The organism is Acetobacterium malicum subsp. dehalogenans DSM 11527, assembly GCF_000472665.1.
GTDB lineage: Bacteria > Bacillota > Clostridia > Eubacteriales > Eubacteriaceae > Acetobacterium > Acetobacterium malicum.
The window spans coordinates 168,037-184,961 of record NZ_AXAC01000004.1 but is presented as its reverse complement, the minus strand read 5'-3'; the positions used below and the strand labels follow the sequence as shown (position 1 = coordinate 184,961).

The 16,925-nt window shown below is 45.9% G+C and carries 14 protein-coding genes; 8 read left to right on the top strand and 6 right to left on the bottom strand.

Annotated features, from left to right (window positions below; all coding sequences use genetic code 11):
* Window positions 1-297 precede the first annotated feature (297 nt).
* Window positions 298-582, top strand: a complete 285-nt coding sequence (locus A3KS_RS0102000; protein ID WP_026393474.1) for a hypothetical protein — start codon at window positions 298-300, stop codon at window positions 580-582.
* Between the two features lie 56 nt (window positions 583-638).
* Here the strand turns inward: A3KS_RS0102000 and A3KS_RS0101995 are convergent, their stop codons facing one another.
* Genes A3KS_RS0101995 through A3KS_RS0101985 form a run of 3 tightly spaced genes read right to left on the bottom strand, consistent with a single transcriptional unit; the run spans window position 639 to window position 4,242 of the window.
* Window positions 639-1,301: a putative ABC transporter permease gene (locus A3KS_RS0101995; RefSeq protein WP_035354917.1), complete on the bottom strand. Its 663-nt coding sequence runs from the start codon at window positions 1,299-1,301 to the stop codon at window positions 639-641.
* A gap of 40 nt (window positions 1,302-1,341) precedes the next feature.
* On the bottom strand, window positions 1,342-2,568 hold the full coding sequence (locus A3KS_RS0101990; RefSeq protein WP_026393472.1) for a type II secretion system F family protein: 1,227 nt from the start codon (window positions 2,566-2,568) through the stop codon (window positions 1,342-1,344).
* A gap of 9 nt (window positions 2,569-2,577) precedes the next feature.
* Entirely contained in the window at window positions 2,578-4,242 is a 1,665-nt protein-coding gene (locus A3KS_RS0101985; protein WP_026393471.1) for a GspE/PulE family protein, read from the bottom strand.
* 235 nt (window positions 4,243-4,477) lie between these two features.
* On the opposite strand from A3KS_RS0101985, the gene trkA reads away from it, so the two are divergent.
* Together trkA and A3KS_RS0101975 are read left to right on the top strand one after the other, a co-directional pair.
* Window positions 4,478-5,848: a Trk system potassium transporter TrkA gene (gene trkA, locus A3KS_RS0101980; protein WP_026393470.1), complete on the top strand. Its 1,371-nt coding sequence runs from the start codon at window positions 4,478-4,480 to the stop codon at window positions 5,846-5,848.
* Window positions 5,848-7,296, top strand: a complete 1,449-nt coding sequence (locus A3KS_RS0101975) for a TrkH family potassium uptake protein (RefSeq protein ID WP_026393469.1) — start codon at window positions 5,848-5,850, stop codon at window positions 7,294-7,296. Before trkA ends, A3KS_RS0101975 begins: the two co-directional genes overlap by 1 nt.
* 67 nt (window positions 7,297-7,363) lie before the next feature.
* On the opposite strand, the gene A3KS_RS0101970 is transcribed toward A3KS_RS0101975, so the two are convergent.
* The gene (locus A3KS_RS0101970; RefSeq protein WP_026393468.1) at window positions 7,364-8,572 is read right to left on the bottom strand and encodes an aspartate kinase; all 1,209 of its coding nucleotides are present in this window, start codon (window positions 8,570-8,572) and stop codon (window positions 7,364-7,366) included.
* Window positions 8,573-8,592: 20 nt separating this feature from the next.
* Complete coding sequence (locus A3KS_RS19755) at window positions 8,593-9,846, bottom strand: homoserine dehydrogenase (protein WP_035354913.1); 1,254 nt, start codon at window positions 9,844-9,846, stop codon at window positions 8,593-8,595.
* Window positions 9,847-9,996: 150 nt separating this feature from the next.
* On the opposite strand from A3KS_RS19755, the gene thrC reads away from it, so the two are divergent.
* The 3 genes from thrC to A3KS_RS0101950 are packed head-to-tail and all read left to right on the top strand — an operon-like array spanning window position 9,997 to window position 12,824.
* Window positions 9,997-11,502, top strand: coding sequence for a threonine synthase (gene thrC / locus A3KS_RS0101960; protein WP_026393467.1), 1,506 nt, complete (start codon window positions 9,997-9,999; stop codon window positions 11,500-11,502).
* A complete protein-coding gene (gene thrB / locus A3KS_RS0101955) occupies window positions 11,495-12,385 on the top strand; it encodes a homoserine kinase (protein ID WP_026393466.1) in 891 nt (296 codons plus the stop codon). Before thrC ends, thrB begins: the two co-directional genes overlap by 8 nt.
* A 4-nt stretch (window positions 12,386-12,389) precedes the next feature.
* A complete protein-coding gene (locus A3KS_RS0101950) occupies window positions 12,390-12,824 on the top strand; it encodes an ACT domain-containing protein (RefSeq protein ID WP_026393465.1) in 435 nt (144 codons plus the stop codon).
* A 63-nt stretch (window positions 12,825-12,887) separates the two neighbouring features.
* Here the strand turns inward: A3KS_RS0101950 and A3KS_RS0101945 are convergent, their stop codons facing one another.
* Window positions 12,888-14,033, bottom strand: a complete 1,146-nt coding sequence (locus A3KS_RS0101945; RefSeq protein ID WP_026393464.1) for a transglutaminase domain-containing protein — start codon at window positions 14,031-14,033, stop codon at window positions 12,888-12,890.
* Window positions 14,034-14,208: 175 nt separating this feature from the next.
* On the opposite strand from A3KS_RS0101945, the gene A3KS_RS0101940 reads away from it, so the two are divergent.
* Complete coding sequence (locus A3KS_RS0101940; RefSeq protein WP_026393463.1) at window positions 14,209-15,114, top strand: SPL family radical SAM protein; 906 nt, start codon at window positions 14,209-14,211, stop codon at window positions 15,112-15,114.
* Between the two features lie 331 nt (window positions 15,115-15,445).
* Complete coding sequence (gene abc-f, locus A3KS_RS0101935) at window positions 15,446-16,924, top strand: ribosomal protection-like ABC-F family protein (RefSeq protein ID WP_026393462.1); 1,479 nt, start codon at window positions 15,446-15,448, stop codon at window positions 16,922-16,924.
* Window position 16,925: the final 1 nt, after the last annotated feature.

Sequence of the window (16,925 nt, the reverse complement as noted above, 5' to 3'; positions counted from 1 at the left end):
ACCGACAGTATGGCAACAACCTCGCATATGAGTATTCGATGCTTGCCAAACATAAGCTGCCCGAAGCTACTAATCTTCAGTACGAAAGGCAAGCGATACAGCTTGTGAGTTTGCAGTACAACTGATGGCTGGGAGACAGTCTTTCAATGTAGTCATGCTACAGGAGCATACAGCCTTAATTCAGATAGATCCTTATTCCATATCTCTATTATCCAGGAATAGGGTTCAATATCCAAGTGATTTAAAAAACTAACTAAACACTTTGTGTTTAAATTTATTATACGAGGAGCTGGTAAAATGATTGAAACAAACGATTCCGTCTCTTCAGCTGACACCCAATGGACCGAAAAAGAAATCAAAGAAGAATTGCGTCGATTATTCCTGGGCGGAGACGACTGGAGTAAGGAAGCCTGCATGGGGTACTTTCTAAAAACCTGCCAACGCACAAATCTGGATATCAAAACGACCCAAACGCTGGCGATCACCCTCTACCATCTGTTCGATGAACTAACCGTGAGCGATGCAAAAAAATTCTACTACAACGAATGTCACGCCATTTTATCCGGGCGCAATCATATTTAGTTGCTGAACTATTTAGAGGACTTTCTCTTATATTGAGAAAGTCCTTTTCTTTTTTATTAATGTCCCACGTGAACCATATTCGGATAAATCTTATCCATGAAATCGTCCGGATAAACCGTATCTAAAAATTCTTCAAAGCCCCCGCTGGCTGAAATCCCCTGGGTTCGTTCATTCCATCGATTGACCGCCAACGCTGAAATGGTCATATTAAAAATCATAAAAACGACCAGCACCCAGGCGAGTGGCACGCCAACTCGTCGGGGTATTTTTTCAATCAGTTTTGACATCAGCGGATAGATCTCCTTCACCCAGAGCAGACTTAAGGCACCCCAGTAGAAAGAATAACGTAAACTGGTTCGTCCCCCCAGATTAAAAGGCATCTGGTGATACTGCCAGGATACGGTGCCAGTTGTGAATTGCTGAATATAGCTGCTCACAAATTCAAAACCACCGCCCAGAACCATCCCTAACGCAAAAATAATATACCATTTTCGATGAGAAATCGGGTGCAGCACCAGTGTCATCAATACCGCTCCGAATCCGTAAACCGGATTAAACGGCCCATAAATAACCCCTTGTCGACTTTCAATGTAACCATGGGTCACTAGACAAAACAGCGTTTCCACCACCACGCCCAGAAAGCATCCGATCATAAACACCCAAAACAACTTGTAAAAATCAATTCCTGATGCAAAGCTTTTTCCTGCTTTTTTAGCCATATTCATCTCCTCAAACTCATTTTAATAACCAACTACTTGCCTACATACCAGAATATGCCGAATATATGTCAAATACCGGCAGCATAATTGCGGCCAGAATGAAAAGCACCAATCCTCCGAAAATCAACAGAATAAGTGGCTCCAGCGATGTATGCAGAAGCTGGATTCTGGTCCGAACCTCATCTGCATACATAAGATTTAGCGTTTCCAGCACTACCGGCAAGGATCCCGATACTTCCCCAATGGCAACCAGTTGGCAAAAAAGACTGGGGAAAACATCGCTTTCCGTCAGTCCCTGGCTCAGACTTTTACCGTTGGCGACCTTTTCCCGGAGCAAGATCAGCTCTTTTTTGACATAGCGATTGTCGGCAACCCCTTCCAATCGATTTAATGCCGCCAACAGATCAATCCCACTGGCCAGAAACATTCCCAGGGTTGTGGCGATTCTACCCAGGCACCGTTTGTGATTCAGAATTCCGATTAACGGCATTTTTATACTCAGCCAATCCCGCCAATTTGCCACCGCATCGATCTCCACTAAAAGTATCAACCCTGCAATCAGCCCGACCAGGGTCAATAAAACGATTGGCCAGCCGACACTTAAACCGTGACTCAGTCCCATCAAAAACCAGGTTGGTCCCGGTAGTTCGGCGTTCATTGCCGTAAACATGTCCGCAAAAGTTGGAAGTACCATGGTGATTAAGAAGATTAACACCAGTACAAACACGATGCTCAGAATCATCGGATAAAAAAGAGTCTGCTGGAGCTGTCGCCGATTTTTTTCTTCGGTATCATAATGCTCGGCCATTTTAACCAAGATACCGTTGAGGTTTCCACTCATTTCTCCGGCTTCTACCATAAAAACGACTAAGGACGGAAATGACCTGGGATAGGCCGACATCGCCCGGGAGAGGCTGGCCCCAGATTGGATCCGCTGGCCGACCCCGAAAATGTCCTGGGCGAATCCCTGATTTTCAGTCTCTGCCCCGATGAGCTCCAGACATTTTAAAATCGGAATCCCAGCATCCAACATAATATGGAACTGTCGGCAGAAACGACTGACAGCATTACCGGTTACCGAACGGATTCGAATATTAAACTCTTTTTTCAAAAATTCTGCTGATTTCTTTTTTTCGCTGATTTCCAGAACAATCAGATTTCGAGTCTGAAGAACCAGGGCGGCTTCGCGCCGGTTTTGACCAGTTACCGTACCGGTGACGGTCTCGCCCCGCAGGTCTTTTGCTTTATAACTAAACTGTTTATCCATCATCCCATCCTAACGATGCCATTCATTTTCGAAGGCTAAGATCTCCAATCCCTGAGAAATCGATGTATTTCCCAATAGGAGATGACGTTTGAGCGATTCCTCAATGGGCTTAAGCCCTTCTTCAATGGCTACTTTTCGAATTGTATCATAGTCCGCACCTTTGCCAATGGCCTCCCGGATCCTTCTGGTAATTTTGAGCACTTCCTGTACCGCAATTCGCCCTTGATAGCCGGTGCCATGGCAAAGAGAACAGCCCACCGGATAAAAAAGCTCAACATCCTGGTCCATAGTGCCCAGCAGCCTTTTTTCTACTTCGCCTGCCAGCGCTTTTTTTCGGCAGTTTGGACATAAACGTTTGATCAACTTTTGCGAAATCACCCCTCTGAGGGCCGCCGAGAGCAGGTATAAGGGGATCTTCATATCCATCAGACGATTGATCGACGCAATGGCGTTATTGGTATGAATGGTAGAAAGCACCAAATGACCGGTGATGGCAGCTCTGGTAACTATTTCAGCGGTATCTTCATCCCGGATCTCTCCCACCATAATTACATTGGGATCCTGTCTCAAAATAGCCCGAAGACCAGTCGCAAAGTTAAGACCGGTTTTTTCATTCACCTGAATCTGGTTGATGTCTTCCATTTGAAACTCCACCGGATCTTCTATGGTGATAATATTCTGGGTTCGGGGATCCATGCCATTAAGGAGACTGTATAGAGTGGTAGATTTTCCGCTTCCCGTTGGACCACAGACCAGCAGCATTCCATGTGGTGCTTCCAATATCTCCTTTAATAAATTCTGCTGTTCGTCTGAAAAACCCAGATCATCAACCGAGACAAGAAATTTCTTTTCATCCAGCAAACGCAGGACAATCTTTTCCCCGTGGATAGTCGGAATAATTGATAAACGCACGTCAATTTGCCGATGCTCGTGAGTGGTCGTGAAAGCACCATCCTGGGGATGACGCTGTTCAGCAATATCGCAGCCGCCCAGAATTTTCAGCCTGGTAATTACCCCCTTCCAGGTTTCTTTATTGAGTTGTCCAACCGGTTTTAAGACCCCATCAATCCGAAACCGCACCTGAATTTTATGGGCGAATGCTTCCACATGAATATCGCTGGCCCCCCGGGAAACGCCTTCTTCAATCAGATCATTGACAAGGGTGATGATCGTTGGCTCCGGAGTGCTTTCGTTACTTTCTCCCGGTTTCATTAAATCCATACTTTCCCGATTGGCATATTTTTGATAATAGTGTTTGCCTATCAACTCCAGAATACAGTCCTGTTCGGCGACTAATATTTTCAGCCGCTTATCAGCGATCCGCTTCACATTGCGCAGTGTTTCTTCATGGGTAGGGTCAGCCATAAGCACCGTCAGCTGATCTTCATACTCCTGGTTCAGCGGAAAAACCAGATGCATTCTGGCCTGTTCTTTAGAAAACAGCGGCAAAACCCGTGGATCCAGCACATCCTTGCGGGGGGCATAAAGTTCAAATCCCCATTCATTGTGAAAAATCAGCACTAATTTTTCCTGGGTAACAACGCGATCCTTTAACAATAAATCTAAAACCGAAATTCCTGACCGCTTAGCTGCCTCACGCCTTTCCGCTATGTTCTGTCGGGTAATCATCTTGTTTTTGAGAAGCATTTCCAAAACCAACATATTTTCCTTCATCTCGCCTCCTATTGACAGGGTTTATTCGCTTGTTTCAATAATTTCAGTATATCTGATTTGCCCAAAAATATCCATACAAATCCTCTGGCTTTCATTTTTTCAAAACTACCGGTTTGATACCAATTGAAGTGATACCGCTCATTTTAACTTCAATCCCAGTGTTGCAAATCACGGGGCGATTATATATAATGAACGTCATTGAACGATTGAAACTATTAATTTGAGGAGTCCCACTATGAACATCGTAATCGCCGGAGCAGGTAAAGTAGGTGAAGTTCTCTGCAGTGACCTAGCCAATGAAAACCACAATATTGTCCTCATTGAGCTTAATGAAGCACGGCTGGATCAGTTTATCAATCTCTACGACATCAGCGGCATTCACGGTAACGGCGCTATGTTTGATATCCAAACTGAGGCTGGTGTTGATGCCTGTGACGTTTTTATTGCGGTCACCCGAAACGATGAAACCAACCTTATTGCCGCTATTACGGCCAGAAAACTGGGGGCTAAATTTACGGTAGCCCGGGTTCGCGATCCGGAATATTCCAAACAAATGAACTTTCTGCGAGAAAGTCTGGGGATTACCCTGATTATTAACCCAGAACTGGAGGCCGCCCAGGAAATCGCCAGAACCCTGATCTTCCCCTCAGCTTTGCATGTCGAATCCTTTGAACATGGCCGGGTCAATATGATCGAGGTGATCCTACAGAAAAACACCGCTCCAGTGGGTATCAAGCTTAAAGACCATCATGACCGGTTTGGGGATGTGGTTATCTGTATCGTCATCCGGGATGATCATGTAATGATCCCGGACGGGGAAACCATTTTGCGGGCCGGGGATCATGTGATGGTTACCGGCAGTCCGGGCGAAGTCCGAACCTTCAGTAAACTCTGTCAGCCCAATCTGGTCAAGATCAACTCCGCTGTTATCATCGGTGGTGGCAAGCTGACCGATTACCTGTTAGCCCGGCTGATAAAAATGCGGATGAAGATCAAAGTAATCGAAATCGACACGGAAAACGCCGATCGGCTCGCCATAAAATATCCCCAAACTGAAATTATTTTTGGGGACGGCACCAAACAATCTTTTTTAAATGAAGAACATTTCTCCGACTATGACGCCGTTATCCCGTTGACCGGCGTCGATGAAGAAAACATCCTGATTGCCATTTATGCCTACCGGATGGGGGTCAAAAAAACCATTACCAAGGTTAACCGTACTGATTTACTGAAAGTTCTGGACAATGTCGGGCTCCAATCCATTATCACGCCCCAGCGGCTGATTGCCAACCATATTATCCGTTTTATCCGTTCCATTGAGAACTCCCAAGGTTCCAATGTCAGCGCCTTCTATCGGCTGCTGGATGGTCGGGTGGAGGTATTGCAATTCAAGGTCAAAGGTACCTGTTGCGAGGTGGATATCCCGCTGATGGATCTAAAAACAAAACCAGGTCTTCTGATTGCCTGTATTGTCCGTAGTGGCCAACTTATCTACCCCAATGGCACCAACAGGATTTTGCCCAATGATGACGTAATTGTTGTGACCACCAAACACAAAAACTTTCAGGATATCGATGATATCTTTGAAAAGAACCGAGGCCTGTAATGAATCACCAGATGGTCAGTTACGTACTTGGTCGGATTTTATTTATCACCGGAATCCTGATGATCCCGGCTCTTTTTGTGGCTCTGATTTACCAGGAAGGCTGGCCGGGCTTATGGCCCTTTCTGGTGAGTATTGGGATTACCAGTGCCATTGGCCTGCTCATCAGTCTGAGGAAACCCCTCCGAACCGATTTTTTTGCCCGGGAGGGTCTGGTGGTGGTGGCTTTATCCTGGCTGGCCCTGTCATTTTTCGGGAGCCTACCGTTTATCTTCAGCGGCGCCATCCTCAATCCTATTGATGCCTTTTTTGAAACAGCCAGCGGTTTTTCAACCACCGGGGCCAGTATCTTGACCAATGTGGAAGCCCTTCCCCACTCGCTGTTGTGGTGGCGCAGCTTTACCCACCTGATTGGCGGAATGGGTGTGCTGGTGCTGGCCCTGGCAGTCATGCCCAAAATTGAATCCGGTGATGTATTCATCATGCGGGCCGAGGTTCCCGGCCCGACCTTCGGGAAAGTCAGGACCAAATTAAGAAGTTCAGCCCGGATTCTCTATGTCATCTATCTGTCGATGACCGGCATCCTGGTCCTATTGCTGGCCCTGGGCGGAATGCCCCTCTTCGACAGCTTTGTTCATGCCTTTGGAGCTGCCGGAACAGGTGGATTTGGTATTAAATCAAACTCCATTGCCTATTACAACAGCACTTACATTGATTATCTGCTGGCTGTCAGTATGATTCTTTTTGGGGTCAATTTCAATTTGTATTATGCTGTATTATTTATGCGCCTGAAAAATATTTTCAAAAATGAGGAGCTCCGCTGGTATCTTGGTTTTATTGGTGTTGGCTTTACACTGATCTGTATCAATGTCAGCCACCTTTACAGCTCGGCTTCACTGCTGTTTCGTGATGTCTTTTTTACGGTATCCTCAATCATTACCACCACCGGATACGCAACCGCCAATTTTGACACCTGGCCGGTATTTTCCAAGGTCATCCTTTTGTTTCTGATGTTCGTGGGCGGAATGGCCGGTTCCACCGCTGGCGGAATCAAAGTCAGCCGGATTGCCATTTACATTAAGACCACAATTCAGGAAATTCGCTTGAACGTCAGTCCCAACCGCCGGTTGCCGATTCTCTTTGAGGGTAAACCGATCAGCGCCCTGCTCAGCCGCCAGACCAGCGTTTATCTGATCACCTACGCCTTTATGTTTGTAGTTTTCCTGATGATAACCGCTCTATCATCGCCCAATTTTATTACCGCCTTCAGCGCGGTCGCTGCCACCTTTAATAATATTGGTCCCGGCCTGGATATGGTTGGCCCAATGGGAAATTACTCGGACTTTGATAATCTGACCACATTTACTCTGAGTCTGGTCATGATCATGGGTCGGCTGGAATTATTCCCGATCCTGGTGCTGTTCAGTCCTCGAACTTGGCGACGGGGATAGCTTATCAACTTCTTTAAATTAAAAGCCCTGATACCGTAGCTCGGTTTCAGGGCTTTTTGTTGTTTTTTTACATATCGAATTTTTTATGAATGTGAACCATTGCTTCTTTGCCACGTTCTTTATCAATCAGACAGGAAATCTTGATTTCCGAGGTGCTGATGGTCTGGATGTTGATACCTAGTTCAAACAGCGCTTCAAAGAACTTGGAGGCAATTTCGGCATTAGCCACAATCCCGGTACCGATCACAGAAAGTTTGGCAACCCCCTGATCGTATTCGACTTTTTGGGCATTGACCTCAAAGGCAAATTTCTGGGCCACGGAAACGGCTTCCTGCAGTTCATCCACATCAATAGTGAATGAAATATCATTAACGGATGTCCGGTTGACATTCTGAACAATCATATCCACATGAATGTTGGATTTTGCCAGAGCACTGAACAATCTAAAAGCAATACCCGGTTGATCCGGCACTTCAAAGATTGATATTTTTGCGATATTTTCATCAAGAGATACCCCTCGAACTAATACTTTTTCCATAATAACGTCCTCCTTAATAATGGTTCCTTCATTGTAATTGTAGCTTGATCGTACCACCAGTGGCACCTTGAATTTTTCGGCCATTTCCACCGACCGGGGATGCAATACCTTGGCCCCGGTGCTGGCCATTTCCAAAACCTCTTCGTAGGAGATTTCATCGATTTTTGAAGCCGCTTCGACAATCCGGGGATCAGCGGTGTAGACCCCATCAACATCGGTATAGATTTCGCAGAGCTCGGCCTTTAATGCCGCCGCCACGGCCACTGCCGAAGTATCGGAACCACCGCGGCCAAGGGTGGTAATATCCTTGTTTTCATTAATGCCCTGAAATCCGGCAACAATGACAATCTTTCCGGCCGCCAGTTCCTTTTCAATCCGGTGGGTGTGAATATCATTAATCCGGGCCCGTTTATGAACATTGGATGTAACGATCCCGCACTGGGCACCGGTTAAACTCACCACATCATGGCCCAGCGACTGAATTGCCATCGCCAACAGCGATATCGAAACCTGCTCGCCGGTGGCCAGCAGCATATCCATTTCGCGATGGGGTGGGTGTTCATTAATCTTTTGCGCCAGTTCAATCAGATCATCGGTGGTATCGCCCATGGCTGAAACCACCACCACAACTTTTTTCCCTTTTTCCTTGGTCTCAATAATCCGACCAGCAACCCGCTTAATTCTTTCTACATTGGCGACACTGGAGCCGCCATATTTTTGTACGATTAGATCTTGCATTAACCTCAGTCACTCTTTCCTTATTCATAGATACGGGCATAAAAACACTCAGGCACCGTTTCCTTCAATTTTTCTGCCATTTTATTAAAATCATTGGCGGCGATGGCATTAGTCACCACATACACCTGATTGTCATTAACGATGACGGTTTTTCGGGCGGCCACAGTTTCCACTGCCGTCAGCACCTGATCGAGCATTTCTTTATCATCCAGATTTGCTCTTAAATAATATTTACCTTTAAACACTTCGGTGCCCATTTTATTGAGCTTACGGTTAAGCCGCAACGGCTTGGGCAAATTCTGTTCCCCGACAATATTGAGGATATACAGGACATCGCCGACGACAGCATTGGCGGTGGCGTCTTTTCCGGCGCCTTTTCCATAAAACTGCAGCTCACCGATGATATCCCCAGTGATGGAGATAATATTGAACTCGCTGTTGACGTTACTCATGATCGAAGCTTCTTTAAACAGCACCGGTTCCACGGTGGTATAGACATTTTTTTCTTCAAGCATCGAATGTCCCAGATACTTGACCACATAACCCATCGATCCGATCATCTCAATATCAGCGGCCCGAATGTCGGTAATTCCCCGTTTATAAACATCTTCATCACGGATAATGCTTTCATAGGCCATCGATGAGAGAATTGAGAGCTTACGGGATACATCGTAACCTTCAACGTCCGCGGTGGGATCGGCTTCGGCAAAACCAATGGACTGAGCCAACGCCAGAGTATCACCGAAATCGGCCCCTTCTTCGGTCATTTTGGACAAAATGAAGTTGGTGGTTCCATTCAGGATTCCCTTGATTTCGGTAACCCGATTGATTTTCATTTCTTCTTTCAAACTACCAATGATTGGAATCCCACCGCCGACTGAAGCCTCATAACGCAGCACCACGCCATTTTCTTCAGCCAGCGTCAACAATTCCTGAAAGTACTCGGAGATGACGGCCTTATTGGCGGTCACCACATGTTTTCCCGCCCGGAGACATTCTTTGATCATTTCATATTCAAAGTCCATGCCACCCATCAGGGCAATCACCAGGCCAATACTTTCGTCTTCCAGGATCTCACTGGGGTGGGTCACAATTTTTCCGACGGTATCGCCCAGATCCTTAGACGCATCCCGTTCCAGTACCTTGGTGATGACCGGACTTGATTTTCGGGACTCCACATCGGTAAAATTACCAGCAAACTTACCTTTATTTAAATTGATGAGTTCATAGACCCCAGAACCAATGGTCCCAAAGCCTAAAAGTGCGATATTCAATAAAATTCACCTCGTATATGTATTTATTCTAAAAACACTTGTTTTTTCAGTGAAAACATTCTATCATATAGCTAGGGGTTATTCAATACCCCTCAGGGAAGATTTTTTCAAGATTTTTCCTGACAGACCATAAATTTTTGGAGGAATTACATGAAAAAAGGCTATAACAGCACGCGATCCAAAGACATCAACGTTACTGCATCCCAGGGCATCCTGCAAGGATTGGCCCCGGATGGTGGACTCTTTGTCCCCAACTTTATTGATCAAATTAATTTAGACCCAACCCAATTCATCGGAAAAAACTACGGCGAGATGGCCAATGCGATCTTTTCGGCTTTTCTCGATGATTTCAGCGCCAAACAAATTGATGATTCGATTCAGGGCGCTTATTATTCCGGTAAATTTGAAGATCAAGAACCGGTTGCTCTAAAAAAAGTTAAAGACCGATATTTTCTGGAACTCTTTCACGGGCCCACCTGTGCCTTTAAAGATATGGCTCTGACTATTTTACCATATCTGATGGTAGAGTCCATGAAAAACGTCAATAATCAGCAGAAAATTATGATCTTAACGGCAACTTCGGGAGATACCGGCAAGGCAGCCCTGGAAGGGTTTGCCAATGTTCCCGACATCAGCATTATTGTCTTTTACCCTAAGGATGGCGTCAGCACCGTTCAGGAAAAACAGATGCTGACCCAAGTCGGCGCCAACACCTGTGTGGTAGGCATCGACGGCAATTTTGACGACACCCAGAATGGCGTTAAGCTAATCCTCAACGATCCCCAACTGGCGGCTGAACTGGCCCAAGCCAATGTGATCTTTTCCTCGGCCAATTCCATTAATATCGGCCGGTTGCTACCTCAGGTTGTTTATTATTTTTATAGTTACTATGAACTGCTTAAGCGGGGCGAAATCCAGCAGGATGACAAAATAAATTTTGTTGTCCCGACCGGAAATTTCGGCAACATCCTGGCCGGTTACTACGCCTCACTGCTGGGGTTACCGATTAACAAGCTGATCTGCGCATCTAATGCCAATAAAGTCTTGACCGACTTTTTTAAGACCGGCAACTATGACCGTAATCGAGATTTTTATAAAACTTCATCGCCATCCATGGACATTCTGATTTCCAGCAATCTGGAGCGACTGCTTTATGATGTTTCCGGTGCTGATCCCGATGCCGTCAGCGATCTGATGATACAACTTAAAAACCAGGGCACTTATCAGGCCTCTAAAACGCTGATGGAAAAAACCAGTCTTTTCTATGCCGGTACTGCCGACGAAGCCGAAACCGCCCACGCTATTAAAGCCATCTTTGACGAAAGTCATTATCTGATGGACCCCCACACGGCCGTTGCCAACAAAGTTTACGAAGACTACCTTAACGAAACCGGCGATGCCACTAAAACCGTGATTGTCTCCACCGCCAGCCCTTACAAGTTTGGCCGTTCGGTTTATGAAAGCATTTTCGGTGACTGCGACTGTAATGATTATGAACTGTTAACAGTTCTGGCGGAAAAAACCGGTACCACTATTCCCCTGCCATTAAAAGATCTGGACAAAAAAGCCAATCAGCATCATGTTCAATGTGATAAAACCGAAATGTCCCAGGCCGTTCTTGCATTCTTAAAAGATCAGGTGGACAAAAATGATTAAGGTTCGGGTGCCGGGAACCAGTGCCAACATCGGCCCGGGTTTTGATGCTTTTGGCCTGGCGCTGTCGATTTATAATACCTTCAGTTTTGAAGAAAAAAATGACGGCAAGCTGACGATCCGGGGCGTTGAACGGAAGTATCAAAGCGATACCAACCTGGTTTACCGTTCAATGCAGAAGGTGTTTAAAAAAGTGGGCTACCACCCCAAGGGTCTTTATATCCATACTGAGGTGGATATCCCCATCAGCCGGGGTCTGGGCAGTTCAGCCACCTGTATCGTCGGGGGGCTTTTTGGCGCCAATGCCCTGATTGGATCACCCTTGTCAACGGCGGAACTGTTTGACATTGCTGTGGAACTGGAAGGCCATCCCGACAACGTTGCCCCGGCCATTTTCGGCGGTCTGGTAGTGTCGATGAACGATCACGGCCAGAACGTCCATATCAAGAGCCAGGTTCATCCCGGTTATGAGTTCTACGCCCTGGTGCCGGACTTTCCCTTATCGACATCCGATGCCCGCCAGGTTTTGCCTAAAAAAATCAGCTTCAGCGATGCCACCCATAATCTGCCCCGGGCCACCATGACCTATCTGGCCCTGGCCAACGGTTCTGAGGACATTTTAAAGCTGTGCATGAAGGACCGCCTGCACCAGCCCTATCGTAAAAAACTGATTGCCCACTATGATGTCATTACCAAAAAAGCCCGGGAAATGGGCTGCCTTAACACCTGTATCAGCGGTGCCGGGCCGACGATTCTGGCTATAAATTCAGTGTCTAACCATGGTTTCGAGCCGGATATGCAGGCCTATTTAGCAGAAAAAGCACCTGGCTGGCAGATCATTCCCCTGGCACCTGATCATACTGGTGTTCAGATTTTGGGAGGTTAAGCCGATGATTAAAGATTATCTGATTGTTAATAAAAAAATACTGCCCGATTATTATTCCAAGGTGGTGGAAGCCCGGATCTTAATGGAGTCCTCTCAGTGTAAATCAGTGAGTGACGCCGTCAAAAAGGTGGGTATCAGCCGCAGCACCTATTATAAGTATAAGGACTATATTTTTACCCCTTCAGAAAACTATGGCCGGAAGTTCACCCTTTCATTTAAGCTGGATGACCAGCCCGGAATCCTTTCCAATATTTTGAATATTCTCCGGGATCACCAGACTAGCATTATCACTATTCATCAGGATATCCCCATCAACCAGGCCGCAATTGTGATTGTGACCCTGGACGGAAAAGATCTGGTCTTAACTATCGATGAATTGATGGCGATGCTAGAAGCCCTGGATGGCGTTCACGGCGTTCACCTGATTGCGATGGAATAAACAAAAGCCCCATTCTGAAAAATCAGAATGGGGCTTTTGATAACTTTGAATTTTGTTCCCATTTTAATAAAGCTCGATCGTATTCGACAAACTGTCCTCACTGGAAAACCAGTAGTAGGACCCCAGAATTTCATCCATCAGGTCTTCGGCGACGCTGATAGTATTGGCATCGATAATCGCATAATGAAAATATTTTTCTCCCGAATTCAGCGCTGTTTCCAGATCACCCACAAAGCGATTCGCCTCACTTTGTTTGTTCAGATCATAGAGTTTGTTTTCTTTGACAAAATAATTGGCCGCTGTGGCGGTGAATTCCGGATATTCAATCAAGCTCTGATCCGGTTGATGTGATTTCAAAAGTTCCGCTGTGGTGACACAAAAATAGTCATAGAAGATGCTCTTTTCCGGCTCGCTGTTATCTTCGATGTTAAATTCTCCCCAGGTCGCATCCAGATAATAATACTCCCCGTCAACCCGGACAATATTCCAGGCATGGGCACCCTGGCCGATGGCCTCACCCGCTACATAGGAACACTCAATTCCGGTTCGTTTCAGCAGATATTGAATGGCTTTTGAATATCCAGCACAGACCGAGCCTTTTTTCCCAAAGACACTGTAAATGTTCTGATCATCCTCGAGATCTTCCTGATAAACGGTGTTTTTAATTACATATTCATAGGCATATCTGACTTTGTCATAATCGCTCATGCCATTTTTCAGACCCCCACTATATTCCTGAAAGGCTGCCTCAATTTCGGCCTGTCGGCGCTCTTTTTCGGCTTCGTCGTAAGGATACTCGACCATTACCTTGCTGACTTTCTGATCGCCTTCGTCAAAATAATAAGAAAATTCGCCGGCCCAGAATATTTCCGGATAGTCGTAATCAATGGCCGCCAGGACCCGCTCAATTTCTTCCGTGTTGACCCCATTTACCTTTACTTCGGTATCAAAATCCGTCAGCATTCCAACCACTCTGGCATAGGCCTGCTTTTCATTATCCTCGAGAAAAGAATAACCATCAAAGGCCTGCTGTTGACTTGCCGCGATTTCTTCATTCTGCTGGGCTTCGGTATCATCGAAAAACGACTGGATATCCATACTCCCGACCAGATCTTCCAATGCCAGATATGCCCCGGCTGCTACCAGTAAAATAATGAGCATCGAAATAATGATGACAGCGACTACTTTTCTTCCCTTATGATTGCTCACGTCTGTTGCCCCCTTGTGTGGTCTCTTTTATTTATTACCCTTTATTTTAAACATCTGTATTTTTTTCAGAGATTTAATGCCAAACAGTAAATAATTTTACCACAAATTCTTATGGACACCCTAAACTTTTATGACATATACTTAATAAGGATAAAGAAATCTTAAGGAGGCCGATATGTCAACGTATCACGAGATCACCTGCTCAACTGCCCTGCATGAATTAAAGCGAAAAATCCCTTATGGCTGGGATTTAAATATTTACCGCGGTTGCAGCCATGGCTGCCGGTACTGCTATGCCATGGGAACCCATGGTTTTACCGGTCTTGCTGATTTCTCGACTAATATCTCGGTCAAGACCAATGTCGTTGAAGTTCTGGAAAAACAGCTAGCTTCATCAACCTGGAAACGGGAAATCGTCAATATTGGTGGTGTCACCGACAGCTATCAACCGGCGGAAGCCCAGTATCAGCTGATGCCGGAAATATTAAAGCTGCTGATCAAATATAAGACGCCGGCGATTATCTCAACCAAATCGGACCTGGTGCTCCGGGATTATGACCTGATTGATGAGTTGTCCCGGATTACCTACATCAATGTGGCGGCCACGGTCACGACTTTAGATGAAACGATTCGAAAAAAAATCGAGCCCGGCGCGGTATCGGGCCGGGCCCGCTTTGCGATGCTTAAACAGTTCAGAAAAACCAATGCCTCCGTCGGTCACCATCTGATGCCGATTATTCCCACCCTCACCGATGATTCCGAAACCCTGACTGCCTTATTTGAAGCCGGCCAGGATGCCGGTATCGATTATGTGCTGCCCGGCGCCCTTTACCTGCGCGGGGCCACCAAACCAGCATTTTTCGACTTCATTAAAACCAGCTATCCCGAAAAATATGACACCCTGTGGAACCTGTACAAAAAAGGCGGTGCTCCCAAAGAATATAAGGACGAGCTCTACGGCAGACTCAATCCCCTGCGCCAGTCCTTTGGCCTGTCCAACAGCTACAGCAAGCCGATTAAGGCGAAACTAAAAGTCTATCCCCCGTCAGAAGAACAGGTTTCGTTTTTAACACCTTCATAAGATTCTACATTAAATACTAATTACACGGTTTGGGATTGAATTCTTTTGAAAAAAATGTTAGACTGTAATCAAAATACGAAAAGGAGTAAAGAGGATGCGTAATTTATCTTGCTAACCAACAATTGGAAAGTGTTTTCAAAGCCCGAGGTTAAACCTCTTGTTTTGGTGCGCTTAAGCAAGAAAATTACAAGAAAAGCACTGCCTCTTTAGCATCATTAACTCCTTTTATATGGATTTTTTGGGCTGTCCATCATTGAGCCGCAGGATAATTTTCTTGCGGTTTTTTAGTGTCCAAGTCGCTCTCATCAGGCTTGGCAACGGAGGTACAATGATGTCACAAATTTCCATATCACACCTAAGCTTTAATTACGAAAGCAGTTACGAAAACATTTTTGAAGATGTTTCTTTTACCATTGACAGCAACTGGAAACTGGGCTTTATCGGCCGAAATGGCCGCGGCAAAACAACCTTTCTAAAACTTCTGATGGGTCTTTATGACTATGCCGGGGTGATCGCTGCATCGGTCGATTTTGAGTATTTCCCCTTTGCGATTCAGGATCCTTCCCAACTAACTCAGACCATTGTCGATGCGATTTATGATGATTATCCGCTGTGGGAATTGCAACGGGAACTGTCACTGCTGAACCTGGATCCGGAATTGCTGGAGCGGCCCTTTGAAACCCTGAGCCGGGGCGAGCAAACCAAGGTATTACTGGCGGTCTTGTTTTTAAAACCGAATCAATTTTTGTTAATCGATGAGCCCACCAATCATCTGGATCTGGAAGGCCGTCAAATCGTCAGTGCGTATTTGAATAAAAAGCAGGGTTTTATTCTGGTTTCCCACGACCGCACCTTTCTGGATAACTGCGTGGATCACGTCTTGTCGATTAATAAAATGAACATTGATATCCAGAAAGGCAACTATTCCACCTGGCTCTTTAACAAACAGCGGCAGGATCAGTTTGAACTCAATCAGAATAAGAAACTCAAACAAGAAATTGGACAATTAAAAACCGCCGCCAAGCGCACTGAAAATTGGTCTAATGCCGTTGAGAAGTCAAAAAACGGCCAACGGGTTTCGGGTCTTCGTCCCGACCGCGGCCACATCGGCCATCAGTCGGCCAAAATGATGAAACGATCGAAGTCGCTGGAAAAACGCCAGCAAATAAGTGTTGAGTCAAAAGAAAAACTGCTGAAGAACATTGACTGGGCAGATGCGCTCCAGATCCGACCCCGATCTTATCAAAAAAACCGGCTGATTTCAGCCAATAATCTGTCCCTTTACTATGGTGATCAACCGATTCTTGAAAATTTAAATTTCGAGATCAACCAGGGCGACCGGATTGCCATTGTCGGTCCGAACGGCTCGGGAAAATCCAGTCTGCTTAAACTGCTACTGGGCGAACCGATCCGCTACTCCGGCAGTCTGGAGCTGGGCAGCCAGTTGCAGCTTTCGCAAATTCCGCAGGACACCGACTTGCTGACCGGGGATCTCCGTGATTTTTCCCACGGTGAAAGGATTGACGAAAGTCGGTTTAAAACCATTTTGCGAAAGCTGGGATTCAACCGGGAGCAATTTGAAAAAAGTCTGGGCAGCTTCAGTGAGGGACAGAAAAAGAAGGTCTATTTAGCCCGCAGCCTTTGTCAATCAGCCCATTTATACTTGTGGGATGAACCGCTGAATTATATCGACGTGCTCTCCCGGATACAGATTGAAGAACTTTTGTTACAGACCCCGCCAACCATGATTTTTGTCGAGCATGACCGGTCCTTTATTGACCATGTGGCGACAAAAATTATAGAACTCTAAA